The following is an 18829-nucleotide window of genomic DNA, read 5'->3' as shown; positions in this document are numbered from 1 at the left end:
TCACTCAGTTGCTCTAGTATCCCTCTGTAGCGCCTAAAAGGATTTCGAAGCCGGGGACGACGCTGGTTTGGGCCGCTTCGAGGGCGTGAACCGACCACCCGTGTCGGGTCCGCGGTCGAACGCCATCGCGAAAGCTCGTTTAGCGGCGACCGGATTTCGGCGGCGACCGGCTCACCGAACGCCGATACGCCGGTCGTCGCTCGAGCCAGATTGGAACCGACGGATGGAAAATGATTTTAGGTTAGCCTAAATAGTGGTCGAACGAGATACCGACGATGCAGCAAGTCAGGAGAAACAGACGTACTATCGAGCGCTCTCGAGCGCCGCCGACCGCGTGGGGACCCAACCGATCCTGAGATGGTGGGGCTCTCTGGCGTCGTCGGCGAACACGGGGGACTCGAGGTCGAGACGGTGCGACCGACGGTGAGCGACGAACGAACGAACAGCTATCGCGACGAGCGGATCGTCGTCCGAACGGCGTTTCACGAGGGGACGACGGTCGAGCAACCCGTCGAAACCGAAGGCGGCCCGCTCGTCTGGGTGTGGGGCGAAGTCTTCGGCGTGACCGACGACCGGGGCGAGCGAACGCGAGTCGACCCGTTCGAGACCGCGCGGGTGTGTGCCGACCTGTACGACGAGTACGGCGACCGGTTCGTCGAACGCCTCGACGGAGAGTTCATCGTTCTGCTGTACGATCCGAGCGCGGAAACGGCGACGTTCTTCTCCGACCGCGTCGGCGCGCGCCCGCTCTACTACGCCGTCGGCGACGACGCCATCGCCTTCTCGACCAGCGTTCAGGCGGTGCCGGAGATCCCCGGCTACACGCCGACGTTTTCGGAGTCGTATCTCGCGGAGTATCTCTACTCCCGGCGCGTTCACGGCACGAAGACGCCCGTCGAGGGGATCGAACAGATCGCTCCGGCGACTCGACTGAGCTACGATCTCGAGGCCGGCGTTCTCGACGAGCGGCAGTACTGGGAGCCCAGGTACCGGCCCGTCGACAAGCCGCTGTCGTACTTCGTGTCCGAACTCGCCGATCGGTTCGAGCGGGCGGTCGCCGATCGAATGCCGCGAGACGACGGCGACGCCGGCTTGCTTTTGAGCGGGGGGAGCGACTCTCGGTCGGTGCTGGCGGCCGGCGGCTCCGAGCTGACCTGCTTTCACATGGGCGATGGGTGGAATCGCGAGGCCAGATACGCCAAACAGGCGGCGAACGCGGCCGGTGCCGAGTTCGAACTCCTCGAGCGCGGTCGCGACTATCACGCGACGCTGTTAGAGCGTGCGGCGCCCATTCAGGAGTTCGTCGGCTCGTTCCAGTCCGGCCACATGCTCGGGTACGCGGAACGGCTCGCCGAGATGGACGTGCTGTTCACGGGGTTGTACTGCGACGTGCTCTTCGGATCGTGGGGGGTGCCACAGCGCGAGATCTCCCTCCCCTTCGGCGTCACGCTCTGGCCGCCGGTCTCGCAGGTCCCCACGACGACGGACGAGTTCGTCGCCCGCCGGGTCGCCGACGATCCGACGCGCCAACCGCCCGCGCTCCGCGCCCCCTCCTACGAGGAAATCATGACGGAGAACGTCGGCCGGAAGCCGAACGGACGCGTCTCCGATCACGGCGTCGAGTACGAGTCGCCCGAAGCCATGTCGCTCAGTACCTTCCTCTACCCGATCACGAACGGCATCGGCTTCGACCTCTTCGCGTCGTCCCAGATCACCCGGACGAGAACGCCGCTGCTGGATCGCCGGCTCATCGACCTCCACCTCGAGATGCCGCTGAAATACCGGCTCCGGTACGACCCGGTCCACCGGGCGATGGCGAAACTGGACCCGTCACTCGCCGCCGTCAGGGACGCCTCCTCGGCCGTTCCGGTCTCCTCACACAAGGCGGTCCACATGGTTGGCAACCGGGTCACGAACCAGCTTGCGAAGGTGCGCGGGCCGGAATCGTTCCGAACGGAGGGGCCGCTACAGGACAAGGACGAAGTGATCCGCGCGACCGACTTCCTCGAGACGGCCCTAGAGCGCACCGAATCTCGAGGACGCGCGCTGTCCTCGCTCGAGTGGTCGCAGGTTCGGGAGACCTACCGACGCCACCGGGCGGGTGAGATAGACGCCGGTGAGGACCTCTACCGACTCATGACGGTCCTCGAATCCCCGATCGGGGCGCGGATCCTCGACTCGTAATCGGGTCGATCTCGTTGGCGCTCGGGCTTGTGCAGGCCATACACGATGGTGATCGCTCTACTTCTCTCGAGTCGCTCGTGGGCGGTATCGGAATTCGGAGACGACCGGACCGGTGTCAGGAGAAGTCCGCAGCGGTCGGCCGCTTGAGGTCGCCGGGGAACTCCTCGACGGGAGCCTGAACCTGGTCGCCCGACTCCATCTCCTTGATCGTCACCTCGTCGTTCGCCAGGTCCTGCTCGCCGACGATGACCGTCGTCTCGGCGTTGATCGAGTCGGCGTACTCGAGTTGCGCGCCGAACGATCGGCCCGCGATATCGGTCTCGACGACGTGACCGCGGTCGCGGAGCGCGCGGGTGATCCGCGCGGCTTCCGAGCGCGTGTCGCCGACCTGCAGGACGTAGTAGTCAGTTTGCACCGCCTCTTCGGGCCAGACGTCCGCCCGCTGTAAGAGCAGCGACAGGGTCGCGTGTCCCGGCGCGACGCCGACCGCGGGCGTCGGCTGGCCGCCGAACTGCTCGATGAGGTCGTCGTAGCGACCGCCGCCGAAGATGGATCGCGAGACCTCGCCCGCGGAGTCGAAGCACTCGAAGACGATCCCCGTGTAGTAATCGAGCCCCCGCGCGGTCTCGAGCGAGATCGTACAGTACTCCCGAACGCCGAAGTCCTCGGCGGCCTCGAGCACGTTCCGGAGGTTTTCGACCGCGTCGGTGACGCGTTCGGTGCTGGCGAATTCCTCGACAGCCTCGAGGTCGCCCGCCGCGATCAGGTCGTCGAATTCCTCGGCCTGCTCGGCCGTGAGCCCGGCGCCGACGAGCAGGTCGTGATACTCCGCTCGAGGAATTTTGTCGGACTTATCGACGGCGCGGATCGCCGCCTCGGTGTCGATGTCGGCGTCGTAGGTCTCGAGGACGCCTCCGAGGATGTCACGGTGGGAGATACGAAAGTCGAAGTCCGCCGCGTCGAGCCCGAGCCCCGTCATCGCGTCGGCGGCCCACGCTAGAATCTCGGCGTCGGCCTCGGGCTCGCTCGAGCCGAAGATGTCGACGTTCGTCTGGTAGAACTCGCGCTGGCGGCCCTGCTGGACTTGCTCGTAGCGCCAGAACGGCCGCGTCGAGAACCACTTGATCGGTTTCGACAGCTCCTGTTGCTTGGCGACGACCATCCGTGCCACGGTCGGCGTCAGCTCCGGCGTGAGCGTGACGTGGCGGCCGCCCTGATCCTCGAAGGAGTACAGTTCGTCGACGATGTCGTCGCCGCTTTTGTCCGTCCACATCGCTGCCCGCTCGAGGGCCGGCGTTTCGATCTCGCGAAAGCCGTACTGGCGGGCCGTCTCCTCGATGGTGTCGATGGTCCGCCGTCTGGCGGCCATCTCGTCGGGGTAGACGTCACGAAAGCCCTTGATCCGGTCGTACATAACCACCCGTTCGGGCAGCGCGAACTTCTAACCTTTCGTTCGCGGACGAGACGAGCGCTTCTCCGCCCAAAGTCGTCGCCTTCTCACTGCAGATCCGTCACGTACGTCTGCTCGTGGTCGGGAAAGCACTCCTCGATCGCGGCCTCGCCGTCCGCTTCGACGAGAAGCGCTCTGAGTTCGGCCTCATAATCCGCTCGCGTGATCTCCTCGCTCGGACCGACGGTCACGTCGAGCGTGTCCTCGACGATCCGGTCGACGGCAGTCCGTCCGAACCCGGAGAGCGGCGCGATGTAGTCGACACCGTGTCGGTCCTCGAGGCTCTGGGCCTGCGCGCGCGAAACTGTCGGCACCCGGTCGTCCCGGCGCGTGCCGTCGGCGACCGCGTCGTACCCCGCTTCGGCCGCCCGTTCTAAGGCGTGCTGGTGGACGAGCTGAATGCCGTTGCGGGGAAAGCCGTCCTCGCGGATCCGGCCGACGGCCTCCTCGGCGACGTCCGGGTCGAGCCGGAGGCGTTCGAACGGAAAGTCCGTCGCGCGAGCGGTCGCTCGAGCGTGTTTCCAGTCGTCGGTGACGCCGAAGTGGGCCGTCACCAGCGTCACGTCGTAGAACCGATCGAGGAGGACGGCCGCGAGCGTCGAATCCTTGCCGCCGCTGTAGAGCACTCCGAGCCGCATCAGCGCCGCTTGATGTCGAAGCTCTTCTTCTCGGGCTGGAGTTCCTTGAGCAGCTGTTTCATCTTCTCGTCGTCGATCTTGCCCTGAATGCGGCCGCTCTGTGCGAGCGCGACGACCTGGCGTTCGACCTGTTCACCGAACTGCTCTTTGCTCATCTTGACGGTGTTGAGTCGCTTTCGAGCGTCGTCGGTCAGGTGCTGGCGGAGCAATGCCTGTTTCTGGGCGTCGGCCTGCTGCTGGGCGGCCTCCTGGGCCTGTTCGTTGCCCTGATTCTCCGCGCGGTTCTGTAGCTCCTCCATTTTCTGCTTTCGAAGCTCTTCGATGTCGTCGTCCGAAGGCGTGCCACTCATACGCGCATCTACTCTCGCGGCGGGGAAAATGATTACGGACCGGCCTAATCGCTCGCCGGGCGGTCAGTTCGAAACCGAGTCGACCGATACGTTCCTCGCTCGTCTCGCGGCCGGTAGAAGTCCGCGTGAGGAGCGTTCGAGAAGGTGTCGTTATGCGTAGCGCTCGAGTTCCGGACGATCGAGGTCTTCGAGGACGTCGCCGGCGGTCTCGTCGAGGAGGCTGCGTCCCTCGGCGGTGATTCGGCGGCCCTGTCCCTCCGCGGTCTCGACGAGGTCTTCCTCTTCGAGTTGCTGGAGGATGGTCCGGATCACGTTTCGCGAGCCGTCGGTTCGCTTGTCGGCGGAGACCTGATAGCGGTTCGTGCCGCCTTTCGCGCCGCCGTACTCGGTCGAGAGTCGCTCGACGCCGACCGGGCCGGTGTCGGCGACCTTGCGGAGCAGACTGGCAGCCCGAACTGCCCAGAAGTCCTCCTGTTCCGGCGGAAGCTCGCGGCTCGCGCCGGTTTTCGTGAACTGTGCCCAGTCGGGTTCGTCGAGTCGGTCCTCGAGGTCCGCGGCGAGCGCCTGAATCAGCGCGTCCGCCGGAACGTCGTACATCGTAGCCATTGGCGTTTGGTTCCCTTCCGCGGCATTTAAGACCATCGTTGTGGCCGTCGCTGGCGCTCGAGTCGATCCACCGCGTCACAACTGCGCAAACGTCGGACGATTTTTCGCACTCGAGTCGAAAGGAGGGGTATGGACGAACGGGCCGCGCTGGCAGTGCTCGAGGACGAACTCGGGCCGGTCGGGGACGATGCTGCCGTCGTCGACGACCTCGTCGTGACGACGGACATGCTCCACGAGACGACCGACTTCCCGCCGGGAACCACCCGATACACCGCGGGTTGGCGGGCCGTCGGCGCGTCGCTCTCCGACGTCGCCGCGATGGGCGGACAAGCGACCGCTGCCGTCGCGGCCTACGCCGCGCCAGAGTTCGACGAGGAGGAGCTACTGGCGTTCGTTCGCGGCGCGAGCGACGTCTGCGAGCGCGTCGGCGCGGAGTACGTCGGCGGCGACCTCGACGGCCACGAGGAGTTCACCGTCGCGACGACGGCGTTCGGAACGACGGACGCACCCGTCCGCCGGAGCGGCGCGGCGGTCGGCGACCGCGTCTGCGTCACCGGGACGCTCGGCCGCAGCGCGGCCGCCCTCGAGTTGTTCGACCGTGCTAAACTCGAGCGCGACGACGGATCCGGTGACTGGTCGGGTAGCACCGAAACGGACGCGAACGAACGAGACGCCGCGCTCGAGCGGGCGAACGAGCTGTTTCGGTTCGAGCCGCGAGTCGGGGCCGGACGGGCGCTCGCCCCTCACGCGAGCGCGATGATGGACTCGAGCGACGGGCTCGCCCGGTCGCTCCACCAGCTTTCCGAAGCGTCGGACTGCGGGTTCGCCGTCGACGCCGAGACGATCCCGGTCGACGACGCCGTCTTCGAGACGACCGAAACGGACGAGGCGGCCCTCGAGCGCACGATCACCTTCGGCGAGGACTTCGAACTCGTCGCGACGATTCCAGAGACTGCGCTCGAAGCCGCACAGGCCGCGACGACGGTGCCGCTCACACCGATCGGGACCGTCGTCGAGAGCGACATCACGATCGACGGCGAACCGCTCTCGGATCGGGGATACACGCACGGCTAGCTCGAATCGATCAGTCGAGTCGCCGATTTCGAGCGGTCAGTCGAGGTCGGAGCACCGACTTCGGGCGATCAGCCGAGGTCGAGGCATCCTTCGAGCGGTCAGCCGACGATCATGACCGGAACCGGCGTGAAACAGAGGAGTCCGACCCCGAACGTCACCGCGCCGAGCGCGAAGCGCTTCGGGTCGAGCGGCTCGTCGTGGACCGGCTGGGCGGGACCGGCGGCCGCGACGAAGAGCGTGATCAGTCCCCAGAACCCCCAGATCGTGACCGTGTTGAGGCTGTGATCGCCGACGTAGTAGAGATAGCCCGCGAGCGCGAACAGCGCGCCGGGGACGATAGCGGCGATCGTTTGCTGGACGGATCCGGCCATGGAACGTAGGATGTGTCCGCCATCGAGTTGGCCGACGGGGATGAGATTCAAGAACGTGACGAATAGCCCGACCCAGCCGCCGATCACGACCGGATTGACGTCCCTCGCGGGATTGTTTCGGTACAGCGGCTGGTCGAACGCCGATGCGAGAAACTCGAGCAACGGCGGATAGCCGAGTTGGATCTCGACCGTGTTCGGATTATTGAGAAGCGCGTCGGGAACGGTGACCGGCGGCAGGTGGAGGCCGACGCTGATCACGCCGACCGTCGCGACGAGTCCCGCGAGCGGTCCAGCAGCGCCGATATCGAACAGCGCCTTTCGATTCGGCATTCGACCTTTCATCTTGATCACCGCACCCATCGTTCCGATGAGCGTCGGAATGGGGATGAAATAGGGAAGCGAGGCGCTGACCCTGTGGTACCGACTCATCAGGTAGTGTCCCATCTCGTGAACGCCGAGGACGCCGAGGATGGCCGCGGTAAACGGCCAGGCTCGCCAGATCTCCGTCGGATTCGAAAACGGATCGATGTAGTACCACATGGAACCGGCAAACAGCGTCGAGACGACCGTCGCCACGAACAGAAGGATGTTCGTCCAGGGGATGCCGCCGATTCCGAGGCGAGTCGGCTCGGCGACGATAACGTACCGGCCGTCCCGAACCGTCAAACGCGCCTCGTAGCCGGCTTCGCGAAAGACCGACCACAGTTCGCGCATCATCGACTCGGGCGAAACGAGCGGCGTCCCGACGTACAGAAGCGTCTCGCCCTCCCGTCGTGTTTCGGAAACGACGAACGTCGACTCGATCCGCTCGAGCGGCGGTCCCTCGTCGGGCGGATCGGCGGCGTCGTCGTTCGCGGAGGAATACCAGTGTCGTCCAACGGCGGACGAATCCGGACCGTCCATCACCGGAGGTTCACCCTCGTGTCGTATAAATCGACTGCCGGACGGCAGCCGCTGACGATCGATCGACGGGGGTTCGAACGAGGCCGACGCGCCGGGTGTCGGATCGGGTCACGGCGTCCAATACGAACAGAGGGGAACACTGTGTGATCGAATAGTGAGTGTGTGGTCGTTCAGTGCGGTGTAGTCGTTCGAGCAACCGTATTATCGTCGAGTTGGAGTGTAGTCGTTCGTGTAAACGGAGATCGAGCAGCCGGTTACGCGGACTCGACGCGCCAGGTGGTCGCGCTCGTGTAGGACCACTTCTCGACCTCGAGGTCCGTCGCGGACTCCGAGAGTTTGACCATCATCGCGCCGATCTCTTTGGGGGACATGCCGACGTCGTCAGCGATGAACTTGCCTTTGAAGTACAGTTCGCCGTCTTCTACGCGTTTGCGCAGGTAGTTCTTCAGGCGACGTTCCTTGCTTTCCGTGGAGGGGTGGGCTGTAGTGCTCATCGACGATTACGCCTTGTCGGGGAAGTATGTTATAAAGGGAGGTCGGTTAGCAGATTTTCGGATATATTCAGGCAGAAAGGGGTGAATAGACGTTTCACGACCCTTTATACACACCTCAAGGACTGTTTCATATCGAGTTAGAAGTTTTATAACCGAATCTAATACATTATCGATTATTTGAGCTTCACGGAAACCATATATTTCAATTCCTATGATTATGTAGTTGTTGTATATGTGTCGAAACAGAGTGAAACTCAACTGGTCCGGTCGTGCACCCAGAATTCGTCCTCAACGGTGACCTCCTTTTTGAACAGCGGGACCTCGTCTTTCAGCCGGTCGATCCCGTCTTCGACCGTCCGAAACGCCTCCGCACGATGTCCGGCGAGGACGACGACGAACACGATGTCTTCGCCGTCTTCGACGATACCTGTTCGGTGATACATGCGGACCTCGTAGACGCCGTCTCGAGCCTCGAGTTCCTCGCGAATCGCCGCCATCCGCTGTGCTGCGACGCCCTCGTACTTCTCGAACTCGAGGTACTCCGTCCGGTCGTCCTCGGGGTCGTCTCTCGCGCGCACCCGGCCGGTAAACGTCGCGATCGCACCGGCGCGATCGGCTTTCGGCGAGCGCTTTAGCTCGCTGACGAGGGAGTCGAGGGTTTCGTGCGGTTCGTAGCCCTCGAGTTCCTCGCGGAGGGGTACCGATTCCAGGTCGGCGGGCGAGGCGATCGACGCGAGGACGGGACCGCTCTCCTCGTTGGAGTCCGACTCGCCGACCACGATCGACGGATACCGCGGCATCGAGACGCCCACGACGACCGCGTACGCGCAGTCTCGAGCGAGCGTATCGAGCGCGTCGCCGATCGAGAGGCCGGTGCCGGCGGCGGCCCAGTCGCCGTCGGCCCCCAGTTCGTAGGTCACGTCGCCGCCGGGAGTCAGCGATTCCTGGGTCCCGTCGGCGATCGTCGCGTCGTAGCGGACGACGCCGACGCGCCCTGCTCGAGAGAGGCGATCGACCACGCGGTCGACGACCGCCTCGAGGCGCGCCGGATCGCTCGAGGCGCGGTCGAGAACTCCGAGTACGTGCATACGAGACAGATAGCGTGCGTTCGCGTTTGTAACTGTCGCCCGCGCCGAAGTTCCTACCGCCCGCGCCGAGGATATCCCGCCCGGAGGCTCCGACGCGGCGACTGAGACCGACCAATCGCTGAGTGAATGTAAGAGACTCACACCCTCTCGCGAGCGGGCTTGATAATCCTTAAGCCCGCCACCACGCTACACCGCTGTAGTATGAAAGTGGTCGTTTCTATCGGTGGCAGCGTTCTCGTGCCGGACCCGAGTTCGGCTCGAGTCGCAGAACACGCCGACGTCGTCGAAACCCTCGTCTCGGAAGGGTGTCGCGTCGGCGCCGTCGTCGGGGGCGGCGGCGTCGCTCGGGACTACATCGGCGCCGCCCGCGAACTCGACGCGAACGAGATCGAACTCGATCAGCTCGGGATCGACGTAACCCGGCTGAACGCCCGATTGCTCATCGCCGCACTCAGCGAGGAGTCGGTCACCGCGCCCGCACACAACTACGAGGAAGCCAGTGAGGCGCTGCGCCGGGGAGACATCTGCGTCATGGGCGGCGTCGCACCCGCACAGACGACCGACGCCGTGGGGGCGGCCCTCGCGGAATACGTCGACGCCGACCTGTTGATCTACGCGACGAGCGTCTCGGGCGTCTACAGCGACGACCCCAACGAAACCGACGGCGCCACGAAGTACGACGAACTCACCGCGAGCGAACTCGTCGACGTGATCGCGGGCCTCGAGATGAACGCGGGGGCGTCCGCGCCAGTCGACCTGCTGGCGGCCAAAATCATCGAGCGGTCGGGCATGCGCACGATCGTCCTCGACGGCACCGACCCGGACCGAATCGCGGAGGCCGTTCGACGCGGGGAACACGACGGGACCGACGTCATTCCGGAGCGAGCGGGCGAGGAGCCGACCTACTGGGCGAGCGACGAGCAATGAGCCCCGAACCGAACGCCGACGAAACGACCGACTCGAGCAGCCCCTACACGCTCCAGCACGAGGACGGGAGCGAGACCCACCACGCCTTCTGGGCCGACGACGTTGCAGACAGGGTCGAGGACCGAGACCCCGACGAACCGATCGTGATCAAGGGCGGCATCTCGCCGTCGGGCGTTCCCCACCTCGGAAACGTAAACGAGATCATGCGCGGCTACTTCGTCGCCGAGGTCCTTCGGGAACGCGGCCACGAGGTCACGCAGGTGTTCACCGCCGACGACCGCGATCCGCTTCGCGGGCTCCCGCGAACGCTCTGTGATCTCGAGGGGAACCTCGTCGATTTGGGCGAGGTAAACGCCGGCGCGCTCGGTCGAAACCTCGGCTCGCCATACACCGACATCCCCGATCCCTTCGGGTGCTGTGACTCCTACGGCGAGCACTTCTCGCGGATCATCGAAGACAGCGCGGCGGCCGTCGACGTGCCGATCGAGTTCGTCTCGACCACCGAACTCTACGAGAGCGGCGAGCTCGAGGAGATCACCCGACACGTCCTCGAGAACCGCGACACCGCCCGCGAGGTACTCTCGAAGTACCAGGACAAGGTCGACGAAAACGGCGACTACGTCCCCTTCAATCCGATCTGTGCCGAGTGTGGCAAGATAACGGAGACGGTGACCGACGTCGATCTCGAAGCGGGAACCGTCGAGTACCGCTGTACGGACATGGACGCCGGCGACCAGACGATCGAGGGCTGTGGCCACGAGGGAACCGCCACACTCCGAGACGGAAAGCTGCCGTGGCGCTTCGAGTGGCCGGCCCAGTGGCAGGCGCTGGGCGTCGACTTCGAGCCGTTCGGCAAGGACCACGCCGAAGGCTCGTGGCCGAGCGGTATCGACGTCGCGGAGAACGTCCTCGGCATCGAACCGCCCGTTCCGATGGTCTACGAGTGGTTCACGCTCGACGGCGAACCCTTCTCGTCGTCCGCGGGGAACGTGATTCTTGTCTCGGACGTACTGGAACTGATCGAGCCGGAAGTCCTCCGATACTTCTTCGCGAAGGATCCGAGCAAGGCTCGAGACTTCAGCGTCGAACGGCTCGACCTGCTGGTCGACGAGTTCGACCGCTTCGAGGCGGTGTATTACGGCGAGGTCGAGGCGAGCGAGGACGAGCGGGCGTTCGCAGAACGGGTCTATCCGCTGGTCGTCGACGAGCCGGACGAAGACCGAATCCGGCTGCCCTACACCTTCGCCGCGGTGCTCGGCATGACCGACGATCCTGACCTTCGGGAGGAGATCGCCCGCCGAGAGGGCCACATTCCGGAGGACGCATCGGAGCAGGCGATCGCAGACGCGCTCGGTCGCGTCGAGCAGGCTCGCAACTGGGCGCGTCGCACCGAGAACGAGTTCGACTACGAACTCAAACGCGAGGCGATCCCGGACCACGACTTCGACGAGACGACCGAAGTCGCACTCGAGGAGCTCGCGGACTTCGTCGAGGAGGGCCACGGCCCCGACGAGATTCAAGAGGAGATCTACGAGACGGCAAAGCGCCACGAGGTCGACATGGGCTCCTTTTTCGGCGCGGGTTACAGGCTCTTTTTCGACGAAGAACAGGGACCCAAGCTCGGACCGTTCCTCGCGAAGGTCGATCGGGAGTTCGTCGTCGCCCGCCTGCGGCGCGAACGATAGGTCGGCAGGACATACGAACGACTCGCGTTCGAGCCGTCATCCGCCGGTCGACTGACGGTCACAGACAAAAGCCATTTGAGAACGCCACCCCGATAGAGTGATAATGGAGTACGGTCCCCTCGCAGCCGCGTCGCCCGCGTTCCTCGAGCCGATCACGTCGGGCGGAATCGTATCGTGGATTCTCGTGGGTATCGCGGCCTACTGGCTCGGGATCATCGCGCTTCGGAATCGAGGGTGGCTCCCGTCGTACGTCGAGACGCAGGGGCCCATTCTGACGGTTCACACGAAACGCGGGCGAGCCTTCCTCGACTGGCTCGCGAAACCGAAGCGGTTCTGGCGAGCGTGGGCGAACTTCGGCGTCGGCATCGCCATCGTGGTGATGGTGAGCATGTTCGTCTTCCTCCTGTTCGCGGCCTTCGGTGCGATCATGTCGCAGGAGCCCTCGAGCGTACAGACGCCCCGAAACGTGCTGGTGATCCCCGGCGTCAACGACTTCCTCCCGCTCTCTGCGACGCCGGGTATCGTGTTCGGACTGCTCGTCGGATTGGTCGTCCACGAGGGCGGACACGGTCTGCTCTGTCGCGTCGAGGACATCGAGATCGACTCGATGGGCGTCGCGATGCTCGCCGTCCTGCCGATCGGCGCGTTCGTCGAGCCCGAACAGGAGAGCTCGAGAAACGCGAGCCGCGGCGGGCAGACGCGCATGTTCGCCGCTGGCGTGACGAACAACTTCGCGATCACGATCGTCGCGTTCGCGCTGTTGTTCGGCCCGGTCGCGGGCTCGATCGCCGTCGCGCCCGGCGCGACGATCGCCGGCTCGGCACCCGGCTCTCCGGCTGCGACCGCCGACATCGGCGCGAACGATCGGATCACCGCCGTCGACGGCACGCCGGTCGAATCCAACGGCGACCTCGAGAGCCTGCTCGCAGAGACCGACAGCGAGGAAGTCGAGATCGAACTCAACGGCGAGGAAACGACGACCGTCGAGCGCTCCTTGCTCGTGACCGCCGCGATCGAGGGCGGCCCCGTCGACGTCGGCGTCGGCGATCGGATCCTCGAGGTCGACGGAGAGGAGGTCGGCACTGAAGCCGGCTTCTACGACGCCGTCGGGGACGCCGAAACCGTCGCACTCACGGTCGAACGCGGCGACGGCGGAGAGACGATCCAGCTCGAGGACGTGCCGATCGGTTCGACGGTGCAAGTCGCCCCCGACGCGCCGCTTGCCGAGGCGGGCGCGTCGACGGACGAGCCGCTCACGATCACGGCGCTCGGCGACCAACGCATCCAGTCGACCGAGGACCTCAGCGACTTCCTTTCGGAGACCGAACCCGGCCAGGACGTCGCCGTGTCGGGCTACGCCGACGGTGAACGCGTCGAGTACGACGTGACCCTCGACGAACATCCGGAGTTCGACTACGAACTAATCGGGGTACAGAGCACGTTCGAGGAAGCGTCGGGAATCTCGATGAGTGATCTCGGTGTGCAGTACTACCCCGCGGGCGACTACCTCGCGATTCTCGGCGGCGAGCAAAGCGGCGGATTCGGCGGCGGGATCGTCGACTCGTTCCTCGGAAAGGCCGCCCTCGTGTTGTTCCTCCCGATCATCGGCATCACGCCGATGATGCCGTTCAACTTCGCCGGCTTCACCGGCGGGGTCCAGAACTTCTACGAGGCACAGGGAGCGCTTGCGGCGTTCGGCGACGGGCCGGTGTTCGTCGCCGCGAACCTGCTTTTCTGGACCGGGTGGATCAACGTCCAACTCGGCTTTTTCAACTGCGTCCCCGCGTTCCCGCTCGACGGGGGCCACATCCTCCGGACGAGCACGGAAGCGATCGCCTCCCGGTTACCGTTCGAGGCGACTCGAGGCATGGTCCGTGCGGTCACGACGGCCGTCGGCATCACGATGTTGGGGAGCTTCCTCGCGATGTTGTTCGCGCCGGGAATGTTAAATTGAATATTACTAAATTGAGTTATGATCCATGGGGAATATTACATTCAAACACATTATTATATTGTATATTAACGGGATGACCGCTTGAAGTCACTAATTGAGTCGAAACAGTTAGTACCGCTTCAACTGTTGATTAATAGTTGAAACCGACAGCCGATATTGATTCCACCAATCATTTCAGGCTTGGAACGGTACTAGTGAAAACGAGTCTATATCAGCTCATAGCATTGACCTTCATCTTCATCCCACCTATAAGCGTCATTAGCCTGGCATATTGTCTTGCCAACATATGGGAGAATAACAGCCCCGGGATCACAAATAATGCATGTGGTGGTAACCTCCCCAGACCTCATATTTTCGTCTGGTTGGTTAGGTGATGAACTAGTAATAGCTGGTGACGCTGCTGCTGGCACAACCAAAAGCATACTCATCAGTAATAGCGCAATACAACAATTGATTATTTTTCTCGACATCACTTACTTATTACCATCCATATTGATAAACGTTTCTACCATTACATTATATGGAAATCAGTCTTGTGAAGAACATTGTTAATGAGTCAGATAGAGATTAGCAGACTAGTTCATATCCGCAGGACGCATAAAGTGTCTCATGACGACGTGGGGCGGCAAGTTGGAGGGTATCAATGAGGAGCAGTTGCTACAGCAACTACGCATGGAAACCGATGGGAAAGCAGTCAAACGTCTCACGAGTGCTCTGCTATATCGACAGGGGAAATTACCGGCAGAAATTGAGAATTGCTCGGATTTCCCGAACAAACGGTGTACGATTGGCTTGGCACTGTCGCCCCGGTCAATCTACTCATCTCACTAAAGACCAGTGGACAGAACCGACGGCGACGGCTGGCGGCGTCGCCATCGGAAGCGGGCTACGATAATCCGACATGGACGCCTATAGCTCAATGCCGTCAATACGAAGTCGTAGCTGACACCTATAAGAAAGAGAATAGTTCTAGTATGCACACAGGAACGCCCCGAATTGAGCTCACACTCACCAGTCACTTCATTCTGTCCACTGATCCGACCGAGCAGTATCCCCTTGACGCCTTTGCGGAGTTTCTCACCGACCGGAGTGTCGGATCAACACTTCTTGAGGCGCTCGTTGAGACGTACTGCGGCGATAAACACGTATATATCAACGGGAACAAACGATTCCAACGTCCGGCAACCATCACTCGCTCGGCGGTTACCACCGCCGGCAAGCACCAATTCACCCTCAATTACGTCGAAGACAGGGCTACCACTAACGATGAATCTTCTCACTTCTGCACTATCGAAGACCTCATCGACTCCGATAGGAAATGACGCTATTAACAGGTATCCCCGCCCAAAGCGTCGATATAGATACCACACTCTCCTATCGCGACGCTGCTTCTCATGGTGACCGCTTCGAAACGATGCCGTCGTCCAGTACCAACCACTGCCGCGTCAAGGAATACGGCAACGAACTCAGAGAGTTTATCGCAGACCATCTCCCCGGCATAGACACCGATACCGGCATTCCTGACGGCACAAAGTGCTATAATCAGGACGACGGCCGTAACTACCACGACATCCAAGTGGCCCTCTAGGAGGATACCACCGAAGACACGCAGTCTTTACTGGACGTCTCGATCAATGCTAACTGGAATGAAACGGCAACTTCGCTTGCTGAAACCAATGCGATCACTGACGACCGTCACATCGTCAGTGACGCAGAACAGCGTCTCGGCACGGCATTTACCGATGGCTCATGTGCACACAACTCAATTTAGCTCATGTCCCACGAACACTCAGCTACAAGCTGTGGGACGATGGTGGCATCTCATTAGATGACCGCAAAAAGATCGTCTCGGAAGTTGCAGGAGAGATTTTCCATCTGAAGAATTCTGTTGAGAAACACGGTTCGAAGGGAACCATGTGGCGATCCGCTCGCAGATCGCCCGAACAATAGAGGGGTGAGGAGGATAGCATAGCAGTTAGAGCCGCTCTCGTCTCCGAACGCTGCGGAGTATCTGCTACGAGGGTGCCGTCGATAGTGACGTTTGTGGAGGATACACTCACCGGATTCGAGGTCCACGGCACCTCGAATCCTGTGGGGCGGACGATGGGTGAAGTCGCCAAGCGGTGCAAACGCGATGGACTGAGATGTTCAAAAGACGGGTTAGAGGTCCTGTTGCAACTGTACCTCGTGAAATATGCTGTCCAGGCCGCTACCGATCATTTTTCGATGAGTTCCTGCAGCGGTCAGTTCACAGCAAGATTCGTTGCACCGTTTCGGTCACAGCCACCGGAGGTTAAGTCTAAACGGTTCGTCGAGTCGGATCACGGTTTCGTTAACCGCAACGTGATCTGTATTCCGACCAGAATCGAGCTGTAATCGGCTTTGAGAACCCAGTTATGAACGGTCGGTCGAGCACGTCCAACACCGAAAATCGCGAGAAATTAAACAGTCTTCAAGAGCGAAAGACCGGCAAGATATAGCTGAATACTAAATCACATCAACAGCAGCGGTGTTGCTTCTCGCTCTACAAAACCCAATCCAACTTACAGATAATAGGACAGATACGTGCGTTTTCGGGTATGAATCACTTTGAAAACGCTACGTTTCATTCCTTCAACCTTAGCTGAACACTGCCGCAAGAGCTCAAGCAGATCCACGCCGAACAACTGGTCCGGATACGTCCGTACTTACTCGTCGGAATCGACGCCGTGTCGCTCGTAGAACTCCTCGGGCGTGTCCGCTACGCGTTCGAAATCGGTATCGAAGTAGTGTTCGTGGTGGCGGACGACCTGTTCGACGACCCAGGCGCTGAACTCCTCGTCGAAGCGTCACTCGCCCTCTATATCCGGGATCTCGAACCTGTCGTCCGTCGAGAAGGCCGCGTAGACGTGGAAAAAGCCGAGGATGACGTCGGCGAAGTCTCGAGCCTTCTCAGGGCCGCTCGCGCGCCGTTCTTCGAGTTCCTCGAGGCCGGCGTCGGTGAGTTCGAAGTACTTCCGGTCGGGTTCGTCCTCGCGCTCGAGTCGTTCGGCCCACCCCTTCTCCTCGAACTTGTAGAGGATGGGGTAGACGGAGCCGTAGGAGGGCTCCCAGTGGCCGCCGCTGATGTCGCGAATCTCTTTGAGAATCTCGTAGCCGTACCGGGGCTTTTCCTCGAGGAGTTCGAGGACGAGATAGGCGATGAGTCCCCTCGGCGGCCCACTTTTCCGCATGTAACTCCGAGTTGATTCGGCGGCCGTAAATGGTTTCGGTCACCGCGATCGTCGCCCGGAATCGCCGGACGCCGGGGAAAACCCTGTCCTTCTTAGCGGTCCCGGCCTAACCCCGATACATGGAACGACGCAGACCGCCACAGACCGAGGAGGGTTGGTACGTCTTTCACGACTTCCGGGCGATCGACTGGGACGCCTGGCGAGACGCCCCCGAACGTCGCCGCCAGCAGGCGATCGAGGAAGGCATCGAGTATCTCTCGGCGTGCGAGCGACTCGAGGACGCCGCGGAAGGCGACTCGGCGACGTACGGAATCCTCGGCCACAAGGCCGATCTCATGTTCTTGCACCTGCGGCCGTCGCCGGCCGATCTCGACGTGCTCGAGCGGCGGTTCGAACACACCGCGCTCGCGGAGTTCACCGAACAGGTCGACTCCTACGTCTCGGTGACCGAAGTCTCGGGGTACATGTCCGAGGAGTACTTCGAGGAAGACAGCGAGGTCGAGGACACCGGGATGGCCCAGTACATCGAGTCGCGGCTTAAACCCGAGATTCCGGACTACGAGTACGCGAACTTCTACCCGATGGACAAGCGCCGCGACGAGGAGTGGAACTGGTACGATCTCTCCTTCGAGGAGCGCGCCGAGTACATGTCCGGCCACGGCGAGATCGGCAAGCAGTACGCCGGCCGGGTCACCCAGATCATCTCCGGCAGCATCGGCCTCGACGACTTCGAGTGGGGCGTCACGCTCTTCGGTGACGATCCGACCGACATCAAGGAACTACTGTACGAGATGCGCTTTGATCCCTCGAGTTCGCGCTTCGGGGAATTCGGCCGCTTCCTCTTCGGCCGCCGGTTCGCACCCGAGAATCTCGGCGCGTACCTCGCCGGCGAGTTCGTCCCCCAGGAGGCCGCGAGTTCGGGGCACGGACACGGCCACGGCGAGACAGGAGACGGCCACCACCACGGCGGATCTGAAGGCCACGGCGACTCGAACGAAGGCAGTCATCACGGCGCCGGTCATGGCGGCGGGGACGACCACGGCGACGAAGACGACGCGAGCATCCGCGAGGAACTCGAGGACGTCGGGGTCTACGCGGGCCAGCCACACGGCGAGGACGTCCACGCGGTCGTCCTCTACTCAGAAGCCGATCCCGAGGACCTCTTCGAGGAAGTCGAGGGCCTGCGGAGTAACTTCGATCACTACGATACGCACGTGAAGACGGCGGTCTACGAGGGCTCGAGCGACGACGCCGAGACGGCGGTCGTGAGCCTCTGGGAGACCGAACGCGCGGCGAGCACCGCGGCCGGGTTCCTCTCGGATCTGCCCGAAATCGTCCGACAGGCCGGCGACGACGAGTCAGATTCCTGGGGAACGATGGGGATGTTCTACACCGTCAAGGACGAGTACCACGGGGATTTCGTCGACACCTTCGGCGACGTGGCCGGCGTGCTCGCGGACATGGACGGCCACCGCAAGACGGATCTGCTGGTCAATCGCGAGAACGAACTCGACATGTTCATCGCCAGTCGGTGGGATTCGCGCGAGGACGCGATGGAGTTCTTCCGAAGCGACGCGTTCTCCGAGACCGTCGAGTTCGGCCGCGACGTGCTGGCGGACCGACCGCGACACGTCTTCCTCGCCTGAGAGAGTGCTGTAACCGGTCGCCGACGCGTCGCGGATTCGTTTCGCCGCCGTTCAGATGTTCGCGCTTCCCTCGAGTTCGTCGTAGAAGAAATAGCCGGCCAGCCCCGCGAGTCCGAACGCGAGGGTGAGATACGGCCAGTACTCGGCGTCCTCGTCGGTCCAGTACGCGTGTCCGACGACGAACGCCGCGAATCCGACGTGTGTGATCGCCGTCGCGAAGACGAACGCCTGTAGCTCCATTATCGGG

At 62.6% G+C, this 18829-nt stretch carries 14 protein-coding genes and 3 pseudogenes; 7 read left to right on the top strand and 10 right to left on the bottom strand.

The features are described 5' to 3' along the window. Nucleotides 1-357 precede the first annotated feature (357 nt). Nucleotides 358-2184: an asparagine synthase-related protein gene (locus BM348_RS02345; protein WP_092901430.1), complete on the top strand. Its 1827-nt coding sequence runs from the start codon at nucleotides 358-360 to the stop codon at nucleotides 2182-2184. 115 nt (nucleotides 2185-2299) lie between these two features. On the opposite strand, the gene hisS is transcribed toward BM348_RS02345, so the two are convergent. The 4 genes from hisS to BM348_RS02325 form a co-directional block, all read right to left on the bottom strand. After that, nucleotides 2300-3598 (bottom strand): histidine--tRNA ligase, encoded by a 1299-nt coding sequence (gene hisS / locus BM348_RS02340; RefSeq protein ID WP_092901427.1) that lies wholly within the window; start codon nucleotides 3596-3598, stop codon nucleotides 2300-2302. 83 nt (nucleotides 3599-3681) lie between these two features. Then, nucleotides 3682-4272, bottom strand: coding sequence for a DUF7411 family protein (locus tag BM348_RS02335; RefSeq protein ID WP_092901424.1), 591 nt, complete (start codon nucleotides 4270-4272; stop codon nucleotides 3682-3684). Then, nucleotides 4272-4622 (bottom strand): DNA-binding protein, encoded by a 351-nt coding sequence (locus BM348_RS02330; protein WP_092901421.1) that lies wholly within the window; start codon nucleotides 4620-4622, stop codon nucleotides 4272-4274. Before BM348_RS02330 ends, BM348_RS02335 begins: the two co-directional genes overlap by 1 nt. Nucleotides 4623-4772: 150 nt before the next feature. Beyond that, nucleotides 4773-5228: a 30S ribosomal protein S19e gene (locus tag BM348_RS02325; RefSeq protein WP_092901418.1), complete on the bottom strand. Its 456-nt coding sequence runs from the start codon at nucleotides 5226-5228 to the stop codon at nucleotides 4773-4775. A 129-nt stretch (nucleotides 5229-5357) separates the two neighbouring features. On the opposite strand from BM348_RS02325, the gene thiL reads away from it, so the two are divergent. Further along, nucleotides 5358-6302: a thiamine-phosphate kinase gene (thiL, locus tag BM348_RS02320; RefSeq protein ID WP_092901415.1), complete on the top strand. Its 945-nt coding sequence runs from the start codon at nucleotides 5358-5360 to the stop codon at nucleotides 6300-6302. A 98-nt stretch (nucleotides 6303-6400) separates the two neighbouring features. On the opposite strand, the gene BM348_RS02315 is transcribed toward thiL, so the two are convergent. The 3 genes from BM348_RS02315 to BM348_RS02305 form a co-directional block, all read right to left on the bottom strand. Continuing rightward, nucleotides 6401-7576 (bottom strand): site-2 protease family protein, encoded by a 1176-nt coding sequence (locus BM348_RS02315; protein ID WP_092901412.1) that lies wholly within the window; start codon nucleotides 7574-7576, stop codon nucleotides 6401-6403. 254 nt (nucleotides 7577-7830) lie between these two features. Further along, nucleotides 7831-8070, bottom strand: coding sequence for a DUF7123 family protein (locus BM348_RS02310; protein ID WP_092901409.1), 240 nt, complete (start codon nucleotides 8068-8070; stop codon nucleotides 7831-7833). 254 nt (nucleotides 8071-8324) lie between these two features. Then, on the bottom strand, nucleotides 8325-9158 hold the full coding sequence (locus BM348_RS02305; protein ID WP_092901406.1) for a molybdopterin synthase: 834 nt from the start codon (nucleotides 9156-9158) through the stop codon (nucleotides 8325-8327). A gap of 201 nt (nucleotides 9159-9359) precedes the next feature. Here BM348_RS02305 and pyrH point away from each other — a divergent pair, with 201 nt between their 5' ends. The 4 genes and pseudogenes from pyrH to BM348_RS02280 all read left to right on the top strand — a co-directional run bounded on the left by pyrH (nucleotide 9360) and on the right by BM348_RS02280 (nucleotide 16021). Next, a complete protein-coding gene (gene pyrH / locus BM348_RS02300) occupies nucleotides 9360-10085 on the top strand; it encodes a UMP kinase (RefSeq protein WP_050051238.1) in 726 nt (241 codons plus the stop codon). Next, nucleotides 10082-11770 carry a lysine--tRNA ligase gene (gene lysS, locus BM348_RS02295; protein WP_092901403.1) on the top strand — a complete coding sequence of 563 codons (1689 nt, stop codon included), beginning with the start codon at nucleotides 10082-10084 and terminating at the stop codon, nucleotides 11768-11770. Before pyrH ends, lysS begins: the two co-directional genes overlap by 4 nt. Before the next feature lie 103 nt (nucleotides 11771-11873). Then, nucleotides 11874-13724: a site-2 protease family protein gene (locus BM348_RS02290; protein ID WP_092901400.1), complete on the top strand. Its 1851-nt coding sequence runs from the start codon at nucleotides 11874-11876 to the stop codon at nucleotides 13722-13724. A gap of 974 nt (nucleotides 13725-14698) precedes the next feature. Beyond that, nucleotides 14699-16021: pseudogene (locus tag BM348_RS02280) on the top strand (ISH6 family transposase). A gap of 10 nt (nucleotides 16022-16031) precedes the next feature. Here BM348_RS02280 and BM348_RS21760 read toward each other — a convergent pair. After that, nucleotides 16032-16305 (bottom strand): annotated as a pseudogene (locus BM348_RS21760) (IS6 family transposase); the annotation flags it as partial. Nucleotides 16306-16411: 106 nt separating this feature from the next. Next, a pseudogene (locus BM348_RS02275) lies at nucleotides 16412-16936 on the bottom strand (PadR family transcriptional regulator). 119 nt (nucleotides 16937-17055) lie between these two features. Here BM348_RS02275 and BM348_RS02270 point away from each other — a divergent pair. Then, on the top strand, nucleotides 17056-18582 hold the full coding sequence (locus tag BM348_RS02270; protein WP_092901397.1) for a heme-binding protein: 1527 nt from the start codon (nucleotides 17056-17058) through the stop codon (nucleotides 18580-18582). Between the two features lie 51 nt (nucleotides 18583-18633). Here the strand turns inward: BM348_RS02270 and BM348_RS02265 are convergent, their stop codons facing one another. Beyond that, nucleotides 18634-18822 carry a hypothetical protein gene (locus BM348_RS02265; RefSeq protein WP_092901394.1) on the bottom strand — a complete coding sequence of 63 codons (189 nt, stop codon included), beginning with the start codon at nucleotides 18820-18822 and terminating at the stop codon, nucleotides 18634-18636. Nucleotides 18823-18829 lie beyond the last annotated feature (7 nt).

Origin of the sequence: Halostagnicola kamekurae, assembly GCF_900116205.1 — an archaeon.
Taxonomy (GTDB): Archaea; Halobacteriota; Halobacteria; order Halobacteriales; family Natrialbaceae; genus Halostagnicola; species Halostagnicola kamekurae.
The sequence above is the reverse complement of the archived record's forward strand: the minus strand, read 5'-3'. Positions and strand labels throughout refer to the sequence as shown.

What these genes read in the sequence shown, in the direction of transcription:
- BM348_RS02265 (WP_092901394.1), bottom strand. Translation starts at nt 18,822, where the DNA reads ATGGAGCTACAGGCGTTCGTCTTCGCGACGGCGATCACACACGTCGGA.
- BM348_RS02335 (WP_092901424.1), bottom strand. Translation starts at nt 4,272, where the DNA reads ATGCGGCTCGGAGTGCTCTACAGCGGCGGCAAGGATTCGACGCTCGCG.
- BM348_RS02345 (WP_092901430.1), top strand. Translation starts at nt 358, where the DNA reads ATGGTGGGGCTCTCTGGCGTCGTCGGCGAACACGGGGGACTCGAGGTC.
- hisS (WP_092901427.1), bottom strand. Translation starts at nt 3,598, where the DNA reads ATGTACGACCGGATCAAGGGCTTTCGTGACGTCTACCCCGACGAGATG.
- lysS (WP_092901403.1), top strand. Translation starts at nt 10,082, where the DNA reads ATGAGCCCCGAACCGAACGCCGACGAAACGACCGACTCGAGCAGCCCC.
- BM348_RS02315 (WP_092901412.1), bottom strand. Translation starts at nt 7,576, where the DNA reads ATGGACGGTCCGGATTCGTCCGCCGTTGGACGACACTGGTATTCCTCC.
- BM348_RS02310 (WP_092901409.1), bottom strand. Translation starts at nt 8,070, where the DNA reads ATGAGCACTACAGCCCACCCCTCCACGGAAAGCAAGGAACGTCGCCTG.
- BM348_RS02290 (WP_092901400.1), top strand. Translation starts at nt 11,874, where the DNA reads ATGGAGTACGGTCCCCTCGCAGCCGCGTCGCCCGCGTTCCTCGAGCCG.
- pyrH (WP_050051238.1), top strand. Translation starts at nt 9,360, where the DNA reads ATGAAAGTGGTCGTTTCTATCGGTGGCAGCGTTCTCGTGCCGGACCCG.
- BM348_RS02270 (WP_092901397.1), top strand. Translation starts at nt 17,056, where the DNA reads ATGGAACGACGCAGACCGCCACAGACCGAGGAGGGTTGGTACGTCTTT.
- thiL (WP_092901415.1), top strand. Translation starts at nt 5,358, where the DNA reads ATGGACGAACGGGCCGCGCTGGCAGTGCTCGAGGACGAACTCGGGCCG.
- BM348_RS02325 (WP_092901418.1), bottom strand. Translation starts at nt 5,228, where the DNA reads ATGGCTACGATGTACGACGTTCCGGCGGACGCGCTGATTCAGGCGCTC.
- BM348_RS02330 (WP_092901421.1), bottom strand. Translation starts at nt 4,622, where the DNA reads ATGAGTGGCACGCCTTCGGACGACGACATCGAAGAGCTTCGAAAGCAG.
- BM348_RS02305 (WP_092901406.1), bottom strand. Translation starts at nt 9,158, where the DNA reads ATGCACGTACTCGGAGTTCTCGACCGCGCCTCGAGCGATCCGGCGCGC.